At 54.3% G+C, this 19,308-nt stretch carries 13 protein-coding genes and 1 pseudogene; all 14 read left to right on the forward strand.

The genetic code is table 11. The annotated features are described in order from the left end of the window. The first annotated feature begins 207 nt into the window (after positions 1-207). Positions 208-879, forward strand: coding sequence for a response regulator transcription factor (locus IPM31_05445; protein MBK9006422.1), 672 nt, complete (start codon positions 208-210; stop codon positions 877-879). A gap of 162 nt (positions 880-1,041) precedes the next feature. Further along, positions 1,042-1,506 carry a MarR family transcriptional regulator gene (locus tag IPM31_05450; GenBank protein MBK9006423.1) on the forward strand — a complete coding sequence of 155 codons (465 nt, stop codon included), beginning with the start codon at positions 1,042-1,044 and terminating at the stop codon, positions 1,504-1,506. A 105-nt stretch (positions 1,507-1,611) separates the two neighbouring features. Then, positions 1,612-3,855: an ABC transporter ATP-binding protein gene (locus tag IPM31_05455; protein MBK9006424.1), complete on the forward strand. Its 2,244-nt coding sequence runs from the start codon at positions 1,612-1,614 to the stop codon at positions 3,853-3,855. Further along, a pseudogene (locus tag IPM31_05460) lies at positions 3,855-5,724 on the forward strand (ABC transporter ATP-binding protein). Before IPM31_05455 ends, IPM31_05460 begins: the two are co-directional and overlap by 1 nt. Positions 5,725-5,975: 251 nt before the next feature. Beyond that, entirely contained in the window at positions 5,976-7,334 is a 1,359-nt protein-coding gene (locus IPM31_05465; protein MBK9006425.1) for a M20/M25/M40 family metallo-hydrolase, read from the forward strand. Between the two features lie 185 nt (positions 7,335-7,519). After that, positions 7,520-8,932 (forward strand): hypothetical protein, encoded by a 1,413-nt coding sequence (locus IPM31_05470; protein ID MBK9006426.1) that lies wholly within the window; start codon positions 7,520-7,522, stop codon positions 8,930-8,932. A 488-nt stretch (positions 8,933-9,420) separates the two neighbouring features. After that, the gene (locus tag IPM31_05475) at positions 9,421-10,764 is read left to right on the forward strand and encodes a glycosyltransferase family 4 protein (protein MBK9006427.1); all 1,344 of its coding nucleotides are present in this window, start codon (positions 9,421-9,423) and stop codon (positions 10,762-10,764) included. Positions 10,765-10,900: 136 nt separating this feature from the next. Continuing rightward, complete coding sequence (locus tag IPM31_05480) at positions 10,901-12,139, forward strand: glycosyltransferase family 4 protein (GenBank protein ID MBK9006428.1); 1,239 nt, start codon at positions 10,901-10,903, stop codon at positions 12,137-12,139. Positions 12,140-12,246: 107 nt separating this feature from the next. Further along, complete coding sequence (locus IPM31_05485; GenBank protein ID MBK9006429.1) at positions 12,247-14,196, forward strand: glucosyl-3-phosphoglycerate synthase; 1,950 nt, start codon at positions 12,247-12,249, stop codon at positions 14,194-14,196. Then, positions 14,159-15,247, forward strand: a complete 1,089-nt coding sequence (gene nhaA / locus IPM31_05490) for a Na+/H+ antiporter NhaA (GenBank protein MBK9006430.1) — start codon at positions 14,159-14,161, stop codon at positions 15,245-15,247. The genes IPM31_05485 and nhaA overlap by 38 nt, the downstream gene beginning before the upstream one ends. Positions 15,248-15,364: 117 nt before the next feature. After that, positions 15,365-16,000, forward strand: coding sequence for a deoxynucleoside kinase (locus IPM31_05495; protein ID MBK9006431.1), 636 nt, complete (start codon positions 15,365-15,367; stop codon positions 15,998-16,000). A gap of 83 nt (positions 16,001-16,083) precedes the next feature. Next, complete coding sequence (locus IPM31_05500; GenBank protein ID MBK9006432.1) at positions 16,084-17,112, forward strand: hypothetical protein; 1,029 nt, start codon at positions 16,084-16,086, stop codon at positions 17,110-17,112. A gap of 78 nt (positions 17,113-17,190) precedes the next feature. Next, positions 17,191-17,760, forward strand: coding sequence for an HDIG domain-containing protein (locus tag IPM31_05505; GenBank protein ID MBK9006433.1), 570 nt, complete (start codon positions 17,191-17,193; stop codon positions 17,758-17,760). Positions 17,761-17,805: 45 nt separating this feature from the next. Then, entirely contained in the window at positions 17,806-19,305 is a 1,500-nt protein-coding gene (locus IPM31_05510) for a sulfatase (GenBank protein ID MBK9006434.1), read from the forward strand. The last annotated feature ends 3 nt before the right edge of the window (positions 19,306-19,308 follow it).

The following is a 19,308-nucleotide window of genomic DNA, read 5'->3' on the forward strand; positions in this document are numbered from 1 at the left end:
TGTGTAGAAGTTTTCTTCGCCACAGAGATCGCCGAGTCCATTGAGAGAAGATCTCAAAATCTCTGCGCGTTCTGTGGTTTTACATGCCTTTATCGCCATTCCCTGCTTTTTAAGGGGATAAACCCAAAAGGGAGAAAACGCTTCAGAGCGGGAATCAATTTCCCCGTCGGGTTGAAGCGGTTTGTCATCTTGGGGTAAAATTCAGCCATGCCAAAGGGACCCATCAAACAACGCGTTTTGCTCGTGGACGATCATGAAGTGGTGCGGGTCGGGTTGCGCTCGCTGTTGGAGCGGCATCAGCAGTTCGATGTGGTGGGGGAGGCGGGGTCGGCGCGCGAAGCCATCCAAAAAACGGATTTGCTGAAGCCGGACGTGGTGGTGATGGATATCCGCCTGCCGGGCACGTCGGGGATCGAAGCCTGCGAACAGATCGTGACGAAACACCCGAAGATCAAGGTGATCATGCTCACTTCGTATGCCGAGGATGAGATGTTGTTTTCGGCGATCCGCGCCGGGGCTTCGGGGTATGTGTTGAAGCAGATCGGGAGCGACGACCTGGTGAAGGCGCTCGAAGCGGTGGGACGCGGCGAGGCGCTGCTCGACCCAGCGGTGACTCAGCGAGTCTTTCAGGAAGTGCGGCGCGCGGTGAAGAACGAGGAGGCTTCGGCTTTTTCGCATTTAAGCCAGCAGGAGAAGCATGTGCTGTTGCTGGTTTCGGAGGGGCGCACGAACCGCGAGATCGCCAAGCAATTGTTTTTAGGCGAAGGCACGGTGCGGAATTATGTTTCATCTATTCTCTCGAAGTTAAATGTGAATAACCGCGCCGAAGCCGCGGCGTATGCGGTGGAACATAATTTGAAGGAATATATCGCGGTGTAGTTTGACTGTTTTGTCAAAAAGATGAAAGCGCGGAGAAGCGAACGCTCCGCGCTTTTTATTTTGCGCCGTATGGTTCCCGCCAATTTCCGACTTTCTCCCTCTTGACAAAAACTTAATTTAGGCATAATGTTAAGCACGCTTAACTAAAAAGAAGGCTTAACTATGACCAAATCTCCCCAATTCGACCAAGCCGTGCGCGCGTGGATGGATGTGTTCATGCACCGTTCGATGAGCGGCTGGAAGCAGTTCGCCAAATCGTGCGGGCTTTCGATGCCGCAGTTCAGTATCCTGATGCAGTTGCATCACAGGGGCGCGTTTGGCATGTCGGAAGTGAGCGAGCGCTTCGAGATCACTGCCGCCGCCGCCAGCCAGTTGGTGGATAAACTCGTGCAGAACGGTTTTGTCCAACGCGAGGAAGACCCGAAGGATCGCCGCGCCAAACTGCTGAATCTCACCGATAAAGGCCGTGAGATTGTCCGACGCGGCGGGCAGGAGCGTTACCATTGGGTGGATGATCTTGCGGGGAAATTATCCGCCGCGGAGCGCGCCAAGGTCAGCGAGGCGCTCGAGTTGATGACTAAAGCCGTACAAGAACTGGAAGCGGACGCAGTCCAGACTCCCGCATAGTTCCCAAACTGTTTCACACCCAATTCATCAGCAAGCCATAGACTCTCTACTTTCCACTCTCTATTTCTCTGCACGCGAAACCCTTTCCAAGAATCAGGAGCATTCATGTTGAAATTAGCAAAGTATCTAAAACCTTATCGCTGGGCGTTGTTCGTTTCCATCGCGCTGTTGTTCGTGCAGGCGAATTTCGATCTCGCCCTGCCGGATTATCTATCGCGCATCGTCAACACCGGCATCCAGCAAAGCGGAATCGAAAATGCCGTGCCGGCGGCGATCCGCCAAAGCGAGATGAACCGCGTCGTCGTGTTTTTGAGCGACGAGGAGAAAACCTCCGTCCTCGCGGATTACACACTGGTGGACAAAAACTCCGCCGACTACGTTGCCCTCGTCAAAAAATATCCCGCGTTGGAAAACGAGTCCATTTATGTGTTGAACAAAGTTGACAAAGCGGAAATCGAACGCCTCAACCCCATCATGGGCAAGGCGTTATTGACCGTTGCCGGAATCGAAGGAGCGGTTGCCGACCCGGCGAAGGCGGCAGAAATGGGAGAAGCGTTCGGCGGCTTCGACCTGAGCAAACTTCCGCCCGGCACAGACCTCTTCACCATGCTGGAAAAACTTCCAGCGGAGCAACGCTCGAAGATTCAAGACTCAGTCAACTCGAAGTTTGAAGCGTTGGGCGAGAGCATGATCGTGCAGGCGTCTGTCGGCGCGGTCAAAGCGGAATATGAAGCGCTGGGTATGGATACCGCCAAACTGCAAAACGATTATGTGCTTGCGGTGGGCGGTTGGATGTTACTGCTGACGCTCCTCTCGGCTATGTGTACCATCACGGTAGGTTTTCTTTCCGCTCGCATCGCGGCTGGACTGGCGCGCGACCTGCGCCGCTTCACCTTCCAAAAAGTGGAATCGTTCTCCAGTTCCGAATTCGAAAAATTTTCCACCGCATCGTTGATCACGCGCTCCACCAACGACATCACGCAGATCCAAACCGTGATGATGTTCATGATCCGTATGATCTTCTACGCGCCGTTGATCGGCATCGGCGGCATCATCAAAGTGCTTTCGCAGGATTCGCCGCTCGCGTGGTTGATCATCGTAGCGGTCTTGATCCTGGTGAGCCTGATCGCCACCGTGATGACGTTCGCCCTGCCGAAGTTCCGCATCATTCAAAAACTGGTAGACCGCCTCAACCTTGTCTCGCGCGAGAATCTCTCGGGCATGATGGTCATCCGCGCGTTCAACATGCAGAAGTTTGAAGAGAAGCGCTTCGAGAAAGCCAATGCGGACCTGACCGCCGTGAGTTTATACATCAACCGCTTGATGGTGATCATGATGCCGGTGATGATGTTCGTGATGAACCTGCTGGTGGTCTCGGTGACGTGGTTCGGCGCGAAACAAGTCGCCGCCGCCAACATTCAAGTGGGAGACATGATCGCCTTTATGCAATATGGGATGCAGATCATGTTCGCGTTCTTGATGATGTCCATGTTGTTCTTCATCCTGCCGCGCGCCTCGGTCTCTGCCGACCGGATTGCGGAAGTGCTTGCCACGGAGATTCATATCACCGATCCGAAAGAACCGAAGAAATTCCCCGCGCCGTTCAAAGGCGAGGTGGAGTTCCGCAATGTGTCTTTCCGCTATCCTGGCGCGGACGAAGATGTCCTGCGCGATATAAGTTTCACCGCCAAGCCCGGCGAGATGACCGCCTTCATCGGCTCGACCGGTTCGGGCAAGTCCACCATCATCAACCTGTTGCCGCGCTTCCACGAAGTGACGGGCGGCGCGATTCTGGTGGACGGCACAGACATCCGCGAGGTGACCCAGCACGACCTGCGCGAGAAGATCGGCTACGTCCCGCAAAAGAGCGCGCTCTTCTCCGGCACCATCGAGAGCAACCTGCGCTATGCCGATAAGGATGCCAGCCCGCAAACGCTGAATGCCGCGATCGAAGCGGCGCAAGCCAAAGAGTTTGTGGATTCGACACCGCAGGGCATCGCCGCGGAAATTTCGCAAGGCGGCGCGAACGTCTCCGGCGGGCAGAAACAACGACTCTCCATCGCCCGCGCATTGGTCAAGAAGCCGCCGATCTATATCCTCGACGATAGTTTCTCCGCGCTCGATTTCAAAACCGACGCGGCGCTGAGACGCGCGTTCAAAACCTACTCCGCCGACAGCGCATTGCTGATCGTCACCCAGCGCGTCTCCACCATCAAGAACGCCGAACAGATCATCGTGCTGGATGAAGGACGCATCGTGGGCAAAGGCACGCATAAAGAGTTAATGGAAACCAGTGAAACATACCGAGAGATTGCGACCTCGCAATTGACTCAGGAGGAATTAGCATGATGAACAGACCCGGCGGACAACAAAACCGCTCGATGATGCCGAACCCGCACGGCATGGTGGGCGCGCCCGTTTCAAAAGCCCGCGACTTCAAAGGCACGATGCGCAAACTGCTCGCATATATGAGCACGTATCGCGGCGCGGTCATCGTCGTCTTTCTCTTCGCCATTGCCTCCACCGCTTCCAATATTGCGGGACCGAAGATCCTTGGCAACGCCACCACCAAACTATTCGAAGGCGTGATGGCGCAATTGAATAACACCGGCTCGATCGACTTCGACTACATCGGGCGGATCATCCTCATTGCCCTCGGCTTGTATTTGATCTCTTCGCTCTTCGCCTACATTCAAGGCTGGATCATGGCGGACGTTTCGACCAACATCGCCTATCGTTTCCGCCGCGACATCTCGGAGAAGATGAACCGTATGCCGCTGAAATATTTCGACCGCACCACGCACGGCGAAGTGCTTTCGCGCATCACCAACGACGTTGATACGGTCAACCAGACGTTGAGCCAAAGCCTGACCCAGCTCATCACCTCGTTCGTCACCGTCGTCGGCGTGTTGATCATGATGCTTTCGATCAGCTGGCTGATGACTCTGGCGGCGTTGATCGTCATCCCGCTTTCGGGGATCGTGGTCAGCGTGATCGTGCGCCAATCGCAGAAATATTTCAAAGAACAGCAGGATTATCTCGGCAACGTCAACGGTCACGTGGAAGAAATGTACGGCGGTCACATCGTGATGAAAGCCTTCAACGGCGAAGAGGAAAGCGTCAAGACGTTCGATAAATCGAACGATAAATTATTCGACGTGGCGTGGAAGGCGCAGTTCCTCTCCGGGATGATGATGCCGATCATGATGTTCATCGGCAACCTCGGCTACGTGGCGGTCTCCATCCTTGGCGGCTACCTCGTCATCAAGAAGACCATCGCCGTCGGTGATATTCAGGCGTTCATTCAATACGTCCGCTCGTTCACGCAACCGATCACCCAACTGGCGAACATCTCCAACGTCCTGCAACAGACTGCGGCGGCGGCGGAGCGCGTCTTCGAGTTTCTCGCGGAAGAGGAAGAAATTCCCGACACCCAAAGCCCCGTCGCGCTGGCGAATGTGACCGGTCGCGTGGAGTTCAAAGATGTCCGCTTCGGCTATAGCCCGGATAAGATCATCATCAACGATTTCTCGGCGGAAGCGAAGCCGGGCAAAAAGGTCGCCATCGTGGGACCGACCGGCGCGGGCAAGACCACCATGGTCAAATTATTGATGCGCTTCTACGACGTGAACAGCGGCTCCATCCTCGTGGACGGGCACGACATCCGCGACTACACCCGCCACGACCTGCGCAAGATGTTCGGCATGGTGTTGCAAGACACGTGGCTGTACAACGGACCCATCATGGAAAATATCCGCTATGGGCGCCCCGACGCGACCGATGCGGAAGTGATCGCCGCCGCGCAAATGGCGCACGTGGATCATTTCGTCCACACCCTGCCGGATGGCTATAACATGGTCTTGAACGAAGAGACCTCCAACATCTCGCAAGGACAAATGCAACTGCTCACCATCGCGCGCGTTCCTGGCAGATCCGAAAATACTCATTTTGGACGAAGCAACCTCCAGCGTGGATACTCGAACCGAAGTCCTCATCCAACGCGCCATGGACGCGCTGATGAAGAACCGCACCAGTTTCGTCATCGCGCACCGCCTCTCCACCATCCGCAACGCGGACTTGATCCTCGTGATGGATCACGGCGACATCGTGGAACAAGGCACGCACGAAGAACTGCTCGCCGCGCAAGGCTTCTATCACAACCTGTATATGAGTCAGTTCGCCCAGCAGGGAGAAGTGTTGGAAGCGGTTCCCGCGTAATGAAGAAGTCGGAATCGCGTCATTCTAAGAGACTGTTCCTCAACGTTTTGTTACCGCGCATGATTTGCAGATAGACAAACAATCCCCTCTCCATCCAAGAGAGGGGATTTTGATTCAACGGGGTTATACTTCATAACAGATCACTTATACTGAAGTCGCGCGCCGTCTCGAAAGTTTTGTGATGCAAGCAGGCTCTTTCAAGAGAACCTTCGGGACGTTTCAGATCAGGTGAGAACGCACAGGAGAAACCAATGTCGCACACCGCATTGACCTATCTCGCAGACAATCAGGAACGCTTTCAAAACGAACTGATCGAATTTCTGCGCATCCCGTCCATTTCGCACGACCCCGCTCATCAAGCGGATATCGACCGCGCCGCGCGCTGGCTCGCGGACAAACTCCGCGCGCTGGGCGCGAACCATGTGGAGATCATGCCCACCGCCGGACATCCCGTCGTCTACGGCGAGTGGCTGGGCGGCGGCGCGGCGGCTCCCACTGTGCTGGTCTACGGACATTACGACGTGCAATCGCCCGAACCGCTGGCAGATTGGAAGAGCCAACCGTTCGAGCCGGAGATTCGGAACGAGAATCTGTACGCGCGCGGCGCATCCGATATGAAAGGGCAGACCTTGGCGTCGGTCAACGCTGTGGAAGCGATCATCAAAACCGGGGGACTGCCTCTCAATATCAAGTTTTTACTGGAAGGCGAAGAGGAGATCGGTTCGGCGCATCTGAATAAATTTTTGACTCAGCATCGTGAAAAATTGAAAAGCGATTTTTCGCTCAACACCGACGCCGGCGGAATGCCCGACGCGGACACGCCCTCGATCTGTTATTCGTTGCGCGGCGGCGCGGGCTTCAGGCTGACCATTCACGGACCCGCGCAAGATTTACACTCCGGCGAATATGGCGGCGTGATCCAGAATCCGATCCACGTGTTGAGCAAGTTGATCGCGGGCTTGCACGACGAGCATGGGCATGTCACATTGCCCGGCTTCTACGATAAAGCGCGCGTCATCGACGAAGAAGAACACGCCGAATTGGCGGCGCTTCCCTTCGACGAAGGATTTTTCCTGAAACATTCCGGCGCGCCCGCTTTGTGGGGCGAACCGGAGTTTATCCCCGCGGAGCGGGTCGGCGCGCGCCCCACGATGGACGTGGTGATGTTCACGGCGGGGCAGCCCAAGTCCGCCATCCCTGCGAGCGCCTCGGCGCATTTCTCATTCCGGCTTGTGCCGGATCAATCCGCCGAGGACGTGAATCAACAGTTCAGAAAATATCTGGAGACTCACGCGCCTCCCACCGTGACATGGAATTTGCAATTCCGCATGAGCGGTCCCGGCATCATCGTCGATCGCAAATCGCCCCCGGCGCTTGCGATGAAGTCTGCGCTGAACACCGCGTTCAACCGCGAGCCGATCTTTCAACGCGTGGGCGGCGGCATCGGCGCCGTGTTGATGTTCAAAAACACGCTCGGCATCGATTCGGTCCTGACCGGCTTCTCGCTCTTCGACGATAACTTCCACGGGCCCAACGAAAAACTTCACCTGCCTACCTGGAGAAAAGGCATGACAGCGCTGGTTCATTTCTTTTACGAACTAGTGAAATAGACTCCCTCTGAATAGACAAGGACGCCGATTCAAAAAAATCCGCGTCCCTATTTTTTCGCCGGGATCTTTGTATCAGAAGTTGTTCATCGTCCGCATAGGAAGATTTAACCCAGGTCGACAAAACTTGTGGTATAAAAATTTCAGAACGAAATCATCATAGGCGGGAATGAATTGAATCAATCAACATGTCAAATATTCTATTGCGTCATCTCGCTTTTCTTTACGGAGAAGATCATGCTTCCCGACTTCTGGATCGAGTGCAGACGATTCTCTCCGACCATCGCGCCCGCCTCTCCCCACGGGACGGCGGACTCAGCCAGCGCGACTCGCTCCTCATCCTCTACGGCGATCAAGTGCAAGAGCCGAATGCGAAGCCGCTTCAAACTCTCAAAAAATTTTGCGACACATACTTGACCGATGTCGTCAGCGGGATTCACATCCTGCCGTTCTACCCGTGGACCTCCGACGACGGCTTCTCGGTCGTGGACTATCGCCAGATTGATCCCGCCCTCGGCAACTGGGACGATGTCTCAGCAATGCAAAACTTCCGCTTGATGTTCGATGCGGTGATCAATCACATCTCCTCCGAAAGCGAATGGTTCCAAAAATTTTTACAGGACGATCCGCGTTACAAAGAGTACTTCATCGCCGTCGCAGGCGAGCCTGACCTTTCAAAAGTTGTGCGTCCGCGCGCGTTGCCGTTGCTCACGTCGTTTCAAACTCCATCGGGCGAGAAAAAAGTGTGGACGACCTTCAGCGCCGACCAGATTGACCTCAACTTCAAAGATCCCGAAGTCCTGCTCGAAATCCTCGACATCCTCCTGCTCTATGCCGAACGCGGCGCGGACTTTATCCGCCTCGACGCGATTGCCTACCTGTGGAAGGAGATTGGCACGACCTGTATCCACCTGCCTCAAACTCACGCCGTTGTCCAATTTTTACGCGCCGCGTTGAACGAGGTCGCGCCGCACGTGCATCTCATCACCGAGACGAACGTCCCGCACGTGGATAACATCTCCTATTTCGGCGATGGCACGAACGAAGCGCAACTCGTCTACAACTTTGCCCTGCCGCCGTTGACACTGCACGCCTTCCACACAGGCGACGCGCGAACTTTATCCAATTGGGCAAGGACATTAACTCTGCCCTCCAACCAAACCACCTTTTTCAACTTCCTCGCCTCTCACGATGGCATCGGAGTGAATCCCGCCCGCGGCATTCTTTCAGATGAACAGATTAACTTGTTGGTGAACAAAACACTCGAACACGGCGGCTTGATCTCCTACAAACACAACGCGGACGGTACGCAAAGTCCCTACGAGATGAATATCAATTATTTTGATGCGCTGTCCAACCCAAATATGCTCCAGCCGCCGTTCGGGGATGGCAGCGACCTCATCGCCGAGGACGGCGATGAAAGCAGAAACATTGGATCTACAACTCAACCGCTTTATCGCCGCACAAGCCATCATGCTCTCCCTCGTCGGTGTGCCAGGCATTTACTTCCACAGCCTCTTCGGCTCGCGCGGCTGGACGGAAGGCGTCAAACAAACGGGACGCAACCGCACCATCAACCGCGAGAAATGTCAGTTCGATGAATTGCAGGATCAACTGGCGGACGAAAACTCACTGCGCTTCAAAGTTTTCAAGCGATACAGTCAATTGCTAAAAGCCAGAAGCAGTTCCACCGCGTTCCATCCGCATGGGACGCAGACAGTCTTGAACCCTCATCCCTCTGTCTTCGCCGTCGAACGCATCTCGCCCGATGAAAAGTCTCGTGTGTTGTGTTTGCATAATGTGAGCGAAAAGAAAATTTCTTTCACGACAAATTACAAATCGGCGAACGATCTTGTCACAGGTCACGAGATACAAATTTCAAACATAACGCTTGAGCCATATCAAGTATTGTGGTTAAAACCCAACTCGGTGGTCGAGTAGTCCTGAGCGAAGCGGAGCGGAGACGAAGGACGTATCGAGACCACCACGCCGTAAAGCAATTCTTGTAACAAGATTTTGTATGCATACCTGTTGGTCTCGACTGCTTGCGCTCGACCAACGAAGTATAAAACTCAAAGGCAAACAACTTATGACACCCTCCTCCCACAACATCGGCTTCATCTCCACTCGCTTCGCAGGCACCGACGGCGTCTCGCTCGAGACGGCGAAATGGGCAACTGTGCTCGAACGACTCGGACACAAGTGTTTTTACTTCGCGGGCGAATGCGATCGGGAGCCGAATCAGTCCCACGTCGTGCCTGAAGCGTTTTATCGTCATCCCGAAATTGACAAGTTGAATCAGCAAGCCTATTCGGGCAGTTGGACCGTCACGAAAGAGGCGCGCGCGGCGCATCCTGAAATGGCGCATTTGCACAAGGATTTTTTCTCCATCTATGTCCGCCCGCCCGCGATGACGCGCCGCGTGAACGAACTCAAGGATTATTTCAAAGATCATTTGTATGAATTCGCGCGGCGATTCGATCTCGAGATCCTCATCGTCGAAAACGCAGTGACGATTCCGCTCAACCTGCCGCTCGGGCTTGCCATCACCGAGTTCATCGCCGAGACGGGCTACCCTACCATCGCGCATCATCACGATTTTCATTGGGAGCGCCAGCGTTTTCAAGTCAATTGCGTCAACGATTATCTCGCCGCCGCGTTCCCGCCGACCCTGCCCTCAATCCGACACGTGGTTATCAATTCGATTCAGGCGCAACAGATCGCTTCGCGTTACGGATTGGCGGCGCGCGTGATCCCCAACGTGATGGACTTCGATTCCCCGCCGCCCGCTTCGGACTCCTACAGTGAAACTGTGCGCGCCGACTTCGACATTCGCGACGGGGAATATTTTTTCCTCCAACCGACGCGAGTCATCCAACGCAAGGGAATCGAACATGCCATCGAACTCATGCGCCGACTCGACCTGCCCGCCAAACTCATCATCTCGCACGCCGCGGACGATGAAGGCACAGCCTACGAACAACGCGTCCGCGAGTATGCCGACCTGCTCGATGTGACCGTGCGATTCGAATCGGATCAAGTGCAAGATGAACGCGGCACGACAGCCGACGGCAAAAAGATTTACACGCTCGGCGATGTGTACCCTCATGCGGACATGGTCACGTATCCCTCCGCCATCGAAGGCTTTGGCAATGCGTTCCTCGAAGCCGTGTACTATCGCCGCTTGATCCTCGTCAACAATTATTCCATCTACGAAGTGGACATCAAGCCGAAGGGATTCCGCACCATCTGGTTCGACGGCTTCATCAGCGACAACACGCTCGCCGCAACGCGTTATGCCTTGAAAAATCCAGACCAGACGCAGGAATGGGTGGAGACAAATTACCAACTCGCCAAACGATATTTCTCGTACACCGTTCTAGAGCGTCGGTTAGAGTCCATCGTGGCAGATTGTTTGGGGTATCAGGTATGAGCGCGCCCGTACCGCAAAGTTCACTTTGCGTTTTGCGTTACGAGAAATTCGTACAACAAAGTTCACTTTGCGCTTTTGTGTTGCAAGAATTAGGCGAGTCGCAAGATAAATCTTGCGGTACGGAGGAAAGGTATTCATGAACATCGCCCTCCTCCATTACTCCGTCCCTCCCATCGTCGGCGGCGTGGAAAGCGTCATCGCCCACCACGCGCGGCTGATGTCGAACGACGGACATTCCGTGCGTTTGATCGCGGCGCGCGGCGAATCGTTGAATGAGCATATTCCACTCGTGATGATGCCGCTTGCCGACTCGCGCCATGAACGCATCCTGCAAGTGAAAGAGGGATTGGATCGCGGCGAGGTGACCAAAGAATTTGCAGTGATCCGCGACAAACTGGCGATTGAACTGCAAAAGGCTCTTTCTGGCGTGGACGTGTTGATCGCGCACAACGTCTGTTCGTTGAACAAGAATCTCGCGCTGACCGCCGCGTTTCATCAACTTCACAAATCAAACAAACTGCCGCGCCTGATTCTCTGGCATCACGACCTCGCGTGGACAACGCCGCGCTATCAGCCTGAACTTCACGAAGGCTATCCATGGAACCTGTTGAAAACCGATTGGGGCAACCTCGCGCATGTCGTTGTCTCAGAGTTGCGCCGCGATGAATTATCTGAACTGATGAACATCGAACCCGCTTCGATACGAGTCGTGCCTAACGGCGTGAATGTGGAAGAGTTTTACAAACTCGAAGCGTTGACCGAGTCCCTGCTTGAGAGAACAAAATTGCTGGACGCCGCGCCGATATTGCTTTTGCCTGTCCGCATAACGCCGCGCAAGAACATCGAGCTCGCTTTGAACACACTCGCCGCGTTGAAAAAAGATTTTCCCCAAGTCGCGCTGGTGGTGACGGGTCCGCTCGGTCCGCACAATGGAAACAATGTCAAGTACTTTGAAATGCTCACGAGCCTGCGTAAACGACTTGGCTTGGAAGGTTCCGTTCATTTTTTGGCGGAACTTCACGAAGGATTCCTGCCCGATGAAGTCATCGCCGATTTTTACCGCGTGGCTGACGCGCTCTTCTTCCCCAGCCGCGAAGAGGGATTCGGAATCCCGTTGCTCGAAGCCGCGTTCAGTCATCTCCCCGCGTTCTGCGCGGACATCCCTCCGCTGAAAAAACTTGGCGGAGAAGATGCTATTTTCTTTTCACCCGATGAAAAACCTGAAACCGTTGCGAAGTTGATCGCGCATCATTTTCAAACATCCCTGCCCGCGCGGCTCGCCATGCGCGCGCGTCAGTCATACCGTTGGGAAGCGATCTATCGTCAACACATCGCGCCGTTAATTCGTACGGCAAGGTTCACCTTGCCCACCTAACACACAATCCCAAAGTGAACTTTGGGGTACGGCGCTTGCTCGCAAAGTGAACTTTGCAGTACAGCGCTTGCTCGCAAAGTGAACTTTGCGGTACGAAAGGACACGCAATGCAAAAACAAACTGGGTTTACTCCCATTCGCACAATTCTTATCCCGTTGGTTCACGAAGGTCCTGGCATCCACGCGCTTGATTCAGCGCGGCACTTCGACGCGGAGATCATCCTCGTCGGCGTTGTCGTTGTCCCGCCCGATCAATCGTTGAGCATGGGCGCGGCTTCGGCGCGCGCGCTGCGCAAGTTGCTCCGCATCTTCGGCAAAGATCCGCGCGTGACTGCCAAGTCGCAAGTCATCGTGGATTACGAGCCGTGGAACCGTCTCTCAAAACTTGTGCAGGATGAAAAGCCCGATCTTCTCCTGCTTGAATTTGATTCACATCTCAAAGCTTTGCGCGTCTCTGCGAGCGACGTGCTCGTGCGTCCGCCGTGCGACGTGGCGTTGATACGCGGGAAAATTTCCAGCAAGCCGAAGCAGGTTCTGGTCCCAGTGCGAGGCGGTCCGCACGCGGAGTTGGCGTTCCGCGTGGGGCTGGGACTCGAATCGAAAGGCGTCACGACTCTCCACATCCGCAGACCAGATGATGCGAAAGCGGATCTCGACGCGCCGTTCAAGGGTTTGGATCGGGTGCTGCGCCAAATGCCCGAGGTGGCGAAGCAGGTCGAAGTCACGGATGACGCGGCGCAAGTCATCCTGAATCATGCAAAGCAAAAGGATGTCATCATCCTGGGGACGACATCGCAACCGATGACGAGTTCCGCTTCGCTGGGACCGGTGGCGGATCGCATCCTGCGCGAGGCGAAATGCGCGGTGATCGCGGTGAAAAGCGGCAGACCGTTTCCGTATGAGGTCTATGATGAGATCGCGGGCGTGGACGCGATCACGATTCTTGTGGATAAATGGTTCGGCGAAAATACTTTTCATGCCGATGAGTTCAGCCGCTTGCGTGAAGAAGTGGAGTTGAAAAAGAGTCAGGGGCTCACCATCAGTCTGGCTTTGCCCGCGTTGAATGAAGAAGAGACGGTGGGCAACGTGGTCCGCATGATGAAAAAAGAATTGATGCAGAACATACCCTTGCTCGATGAGATCGTGTTGATCGATTCGAATTCGACCGACCGCACGCGCGAGATCGCCGAGGCGGAGGGCGTGCCTGTGTATGTTCATCAAAAGTTGTTGGAGCGATACGGCGCGCGGCGCGGCAAAGGCGACGCGTTGTGGAAGAGCCTGCTGGTGACGAAGGGCGACCTCATCGTGTGGATCGATACGGACATTGTGAATATTCATCCGCGTTTTGTGTATGGCATCGTCGGTCCGTTGTTGAGAAACCCAGACATAAAATTTGTGAAGGGCTATTATCGCCGCCCGTTGAAAGTTGGCACGAAGATGCAGGCGGGCGGCGGCGGGCGCGTCACCGAGTTGACGGCGCGTCCGCTGTTGAATTTGTTTTATCCCGAACTTTCGGGCGTCGTCCAGCCGCTTTCAGGCGAATATGGCGGGCGGCGCGAAGCGTTGGAGCAGGCGACGTTCTATTCAGGGTACGGAGTCGAGACAGGGCTGTTGATTGATGTGTACGAACGATACGGCTTGAACGCCATCGCGCAGGTAGACTTGTTGGAGCGCGTTCATCATAATCAACACTTGGAGGCGTTGAGCAAAATGTCGTTCGCCATCATCCAAACCGTGATGCACAAATTGGAAAAACGCTTCGGGCGCGCCGTGCTGGAAGATGTGAACCGCTCGATGAAGTTGATCCGACACGATAAATCGGGGCGTTATTTTCTGGATGTGGAGGAGATCGCCGAACGCGCGCGCCCGCCGATGGTTGAGGTGGAGGAGTATCGAGAAAGAAGAGAATTATTAATTGGGGACAAAGCAACCCATGCGACTAACAAAACTCTTCAAGGAATTCTTTCAAAGCGAGCAATCTTCAGGGGTGTTTTTGATTCTTGTCACATTTCTATCCATCGTGATTGCCAATTCTCCGTTGGGCGCAAATTACCTTGATCTTTGGCATCATAAGATCGGTTTCGAGGCGGGAGGCATCTTTTTGAAATATAGCGTGGAATATTGGATCAACGATGGGTTGATGGCGATCTTCTTCCTCTTGATCGGTCTTGAGATCGAAAGAGAATTGTACGGCGGGGAACTAGCGAACTGGAAGAACGCATCCCTCCCGCTTCTTGCGGCGGTCGGTGGGATGATGTTCCCAGCGCTGTTGCATTTCATCTTCAATCGCGGCACCGAGTTTCAAAACGGGATCGGGATTCCCATGGCGACCGACATCGCATTCGCATTGGGCGTGCTGGCGTTGCTGGGAAGCCGAATTCCCGCCTCGTTGAAAGTCTTCCTTGCCGCGCTGGCAATCGTGGACGACCTGGGCGCGATCGCGGTCATCGCTGTGTTTTATACGAAGGAACTCTCAATCATATACCTTGTTTTTGCTCTCGGCGTGTATGGCGGTTTGCTGCTATTGAACCGCTTTAAAGTAAATACCCTATGGGCGTATTTGATCCCGGGATTGTTCATGTGGTATTTCATGATGCAATCAGGCGTCCATGCCACAGTAGCGGGAGTTCTTCTCGCGTTCGCGCTTCCGTATGGCGACGGAGGAGAAAATTCGTTGTCGTATCGAATCCAACATATTTTGCATAAGCCTGTTGCCTTCTTGATTGTCCCGTTGTTTGCAATGGCAAATACGAGTATTGTCCTCGAGGGAGGATGGATTAATGGACTTAAGACATCCAACAGTTTGGGGATTTTCTTGGGGTTGTTCCTCGGCAAGCCGCTGGGAATTGTTCTTCTCAGCTTGTTGGCGATCTGGATGGGATGGTCTCGACTGCCGACCGGGGTATCACGGCGGCATATCGTCGGCGCGGGATTCCTGGGCGGAATTGGATTCACCATGTCCATCTTCATCACCCTGCTGGCATTTACCGATCCTCATATTGTTCAAAGTAGTAAGATCACGGTCTTGCTCACCTCCCTGTTGTCCGGTGTGATCGGGTATCTCATTCTCAATAAACGGATTCATCACGTCGAACCACACAAGGTCTGACGGGTCTCTCGTCTACGTTTCTTCCCGTGCGCCCGCCTGCATTTTCATCCTTCAACACTCCTCTTTCACCTTTTTCTTTTATGGTATCCTTGCCTTACCTCAATTCTGGAGAGCCGCATGTACGTTGCCATCGAAGGGGTCATCGGAGTTGGTAAGACGACCCTCGCCCGCCTGCTTCAACCCGCGTTCAACGCCGAAATTATTTTGGAAGTTTTCGAAGAGAACCCGTTTCTGTCCGATTTTTATTCCGACCGCGAACGATACGCCTTTCAAACGCAGATCTTCTTTTTGTTGAGCCGTTATCATCAACAACGCCGCACCATCACAGACCTGGTGACGACGGGCAAGAACGTCATCGCTGATTACACCTTCGCCAAAGATTCGCTCTTCGCCCGTATCAACATCAAAGGCGATGAACTCGACATGTATTACAAAGTGCATGAGGCGCTCGCGGAAAAAATTCAGAAACCCGATCTGCTCGTGTACCTGCAAGCCACCACCGACACGCTCATGCAGCGCATCGCCCTGCGGGACCGTCCGTATGAAAGACAAATGGAACGCGCGTACATCCATGAATTGAATCTCGCCTACGACGAATTTTTCTCGAAGCCATTTGACCACACGCCCGTTTTGACAATCGACTCGAACGACTTGAACATCATCCAGAACCCCGAGCATTTGAAGCAGGTGGAAGAACGCATCCGACAAAGCCTCAGCCTGCCTCCGTTTCAACAAGCGTTGCCCCTGCCTTGACCTTGTTCGGAATGCAGACTTCAGTCTGCTAATTTATGAAAGGGCGGACTGAAGTCCGCGCTCCGAAAGTAAACTAAAAAATTATGCGCGTCACCCGAGAATCCCTTATCCGAATCGCCAAAGAGACCGCGCAAGAGCGCGCCTTCAACGACCGCGACATCATCGCCGCGTATCTGACGGGTTCGCTCGTCTCGAAAGAACACGATCCCATGATCGGCGGCGCGGCGGATATTGACATCATCTTTGTTCACAAGGATGAACCGAAGCACAGGCGCGAATTCGTCAAGTTGACTCCCGACTTCCACGTGGACATCGGTCACCGCGCCAAGGCGGAGTTCAAACGTCCGCGCGAGTTGAGGTTGGATCCATGGCTGGGCTGGGAAATGTACGATCCGATGTTACTTTATGAACGCGAGAAATTTTTCGAGTTTGTGCAAGCGGGTCTGCGCGCAGGCTTTGAATTCAACGCGCCCGCGCCTGCGTTGCAACGTTCAAGAATTTTGTTGAAAGATGCGCGCGGCATGTGGAGGGGATTGCTTGAGATCGAAGATGTGGTCACGCCGAAAGACGTTTTGCAATACATGAATTCGTTGTATCACGCGGTCAACGCGGTGGCAGAGTTGTCGGGCCCGCCGCTGGCGGAGAGGCGCGTGATGTTGGACTTTGCCGCGCGGGCGGAGGCGGCTTCACGTCCCGGCATGGAGGCGGCGCTCATCGGCTTGATGGGCGCGTCGGCGTTGGACTCATCCAAATTGGAGGCGTGGGTGCCGGAGTGGAAATCCGCGTTTGAATTGGCGATGCAGAACAACCGCGCCGAGGTGAGCATCCATGCGACGCGCGTGAATTATTACGAGAAGGCGTTCGCGGCGATGCTCGGGAGCGAGAAACCCGTCTGCGCGTTGTGGCCCCTGTTCCACACGTGGACTCTCGCCGCGGAAGTGTTGCCTGATGACGCGCTGGAGGCGTGGCGTTCCGCGTGCGGCGAATTGGGGCTGGGCTGGGTCGGCTTCGACCAGCGCGTGAGCGGACTCGATCACTTCCTCGATGAAGTGGAAGCCCTGCTCGACGAACTTGCCGCGCAGCATGGGTTGGAAACTTCGACGAGTATTTGATTTTGTAGTAGCGACTTTAGTCGCTATATTTTCAACGAATACAAGACGACTGAAGTCGTCACTACGGCATAGGAAATTATGAATCGCAACGAAGCATTATCTCTTGTTCGTGAACACGTGAAAAACGAAGGACTTGTGCGCCACATGCTTTCGGTGGAAGCGGCGATGCGATTCTACGCGGAGAAGTTCAGCGAAGACCCCGAGGTGTGGGGATTGATCGGTCTGCTTCACGACTTCGATTGGGAGATCCATCCCACGCTGGAACAACATCCGCAAGACGGAGCGCCGATGTTGCGCGAGCGCGGCGTGCCAGAGGACATTATTCAGGACATTTTGAGTCACGCGGATCATTTGAACTTGCCGCGCGATACGATGCGACGTAAAGCCATCTGCGCGTGCGATGAGATCACGGGATTAATTACCGCCGTCGCGTTGGTGAGACCGTCGAAGTCGCTGTACGATCTCGAAGCGAGTTCCGTCAAAAAGAAATGGAAGGATAAAGCCTTCGCGGCGGGCACGTCACGCGCGGAAATGGAGCACGCCGCGCAAGAGTTCGGCATCGAGTTATGGGAACACGCGGGGAATGTGATTCAAGCCATGCGACGGATCGCGCCTGAGTTGGGATTGGTGGGGAACATTCAAAATTAAATTCGCAAGGACAGACCTGTGTATCTGCTTTTTTGTTGGAGAACCATGCATCGAAAAATCATTTTCCCCTTGTTGGTCGTATTGTTTGCCTCGTGCGCGCCTCCCGCCACATTTACACCCCAACCTCCTGTTGCATTTACCCCACCAGCCAATTACCTTCCGACGATCTTCGATATTGTTGTTGAATCGACTGCTTCGCAGGAACGGTTGAACGACTCGCGCCCGAATATCATCGTCATCATGACCGACGATCAGCCGTTTCACACCATGGCATACATGCCGACAGTGATCAACGAATTGATCCCTAACGGTGTCAACTTTACGAATGCGTTCGCTACCACGCCTCTGTGTTGCCCAAGCCGCGTCAGCATTCTCACGGGGGAATATGCGCACAATCATCAAGTGCTCACCAATCGAATGCCAATGGGCGGGGCGCTGAAGTTCGATGACGCGATCACTATTGCAACTTGGATGAAGGATGCGGGGTATCGCACGGCATATTATGGAAAATATTTGAACGGTTATGATGCTCTTGAACCCAGCGGTTATGTTCCGCCGGGTTGGGACGAGTGGGGAGTCTTTCTCGGCAAGAATCTCGGTGAAAATGAAGATGCGGGTAATCTACAATATTATTCCAACTTCAGCATGTCTGAGAACGGCTTGATTGTCGAGTATCAGGGTCAGCAAGTCAATTTCGGAACGGATGTGGTAACGCAAAAATCAGTTGATTTCATCAATACGGCGCGAAACGATCCGTTCTTCCTCTTTATCGGTTACTACAACCCGCACTCGCCTTATGTCGCCGCGCCTCGCCATACTGATACTTTCCGCTCCGGCTCAGGCTGGGGTTGGTTCCAGTATCGCCCGCCAAATTTCAACGAGGAGGATATTAGCGATAAGCCCGAGTACCTGAACGACATCTCGCCTCTTTCTCCGAGGGAATTAGATGCGGCACACAAGCGGATTCTACGCTCACTCCTCTCTGTGGACGACGGTATCGCGTCTGTGCTGAAGGCGTTGGATAAAGCGGGGTTGAAAGAGAAGACCATCATCGTGTTTTTCTCCGATAACGGAGCCACCCTCGGCGATCATCGCTTTGGGGTCTCGAAGAATTGCGTGTACGAGGCTTGTGTGAAGGTTCCCTTCGTTGTGTACGCGCCAGCCTTCTTTGAAGCGCGGAGCGAGGATCGCATCATCGCCAACATTGACCTCGCCCCCACATTCATTGACTTGGCAGGAGGTTCCATCCCTGAAAGCATTGACGGGTTGAGCCTGCTCCCGTTGCTCAACAACGATCCGGTTGATTGGCGCGAGGATATTTTGCTCGAGCATTGGCCCGCCGAAGAAGGCGTTGGTTCGATGATCCCCGAGTTTTACGCGGTACGAACAATGGAGTGGAAGTATGTGGAGTACGTGACGGGTGAGAAAGAATTGTATGACCTTGTGAACGACCCATATGAGTTGGTAAATCTTGCGGGGAAAAGGGATTATCGAGACATAGAAGCCGAACTGGCGGCGAGGCTGAAAGAATTGAAAGAGGAATGAATT

Origin of the sequence: Candidatus Defluviilinea gracilis (genome assembly GCA_016716235.1) — a bacterium.
Classification (GTDB): Bacteria; Chloroflexota; Anaerolineae; order Anaerolineales; family Villigracilaceae; genus Defluviilinea; species Defluviilinea gracilis.

Excerpts from the sequence above, each read along its gene's own strand:
- IPM31_05445 (MBK9006422.1), top strand. The coding sequence starts at position 208 with ATGCCAAAGGGACCCATCAAACAACGCGTTTTGCTCGTGGACGATCAT.
- IPM31_05510 (MBK9006434.1), top strand. The coding sequence starts at position 17,806 with ATGCATCGAAAAATCATTTTCCCCTTGTTGGTCGTATTGTTTGCCTCG.
- IPM31_05505 (MBK9006433.1), top strand. The coding sequence starts at position 17,191 with ATGAATCGCAACGAAGCATTATCTCTTGTTCGTGAACACGTGAAAAAC.
- IPM31_05455 (MBK9006424.1), top strand. The coding sequence starts at position 1,612 with ATGTTGAAATTAGCAAAGTATCTAAAACCTTATCGCTGGGCGTTGTTC.
- IPM31_05450 (MBK9006423.1), top strand. The coding sequence starts at position 1,042 with ATGACCAAATCTCCCCAATTCGACCAAGCCGTGCGCGCGTGGATGGAT.
- IPM31_05465 (MBK9006425.1), top strand. The coding sequence starts at position 5,976 with ATGTCGCACACCGCATTGACCTATCTCGCAGACAATCAGGAACGCTTT.
- IPM31_05495 (MBK9006431.1), top strand. The coding sequence starts at position 15,365 with ATGTACGTTGCCATCGAAGGGGTCATCGGAGTTGGTAAGACGACCCTC.
- IPM31_05470 (MBK9006426.1), top strand. The coding sequence starts at position 7,520 with ATGTCAAATATTCTATTGCGTCATCTCGCTTTTCTTTACGGAGAAGAT.
- IPM31_05475 (MBK9006427.1), top strand. The coding sequence starts at position 9,421 with ATGACACCCTCCTCCCACAACATCGGCTTCATCTCCACTCGCTTCGCA.
- IPM31_05480 (MBK9006428.1), top strand. The coding sequence starts at position 10,901 with ATGAACATCGCCCTCCTCCATTACTCCGTCCCTCCCATCGTCGGCGGC.
- IPM31_05500 (MBK9006432.1), top strand. The coding sequence starts at position 16,084 with ATGCGCGTCACCCGAGAATCCCTTATCCGAATCGCCAAAGAGACCGCG.
- IPM31_05485 (MBK9006429.1), top strand. The coding sequence starts at position 12,247 with ATGCAAAAACAAACTGGGTTTACTCCCATTCGCACAATTCTTATCCCG.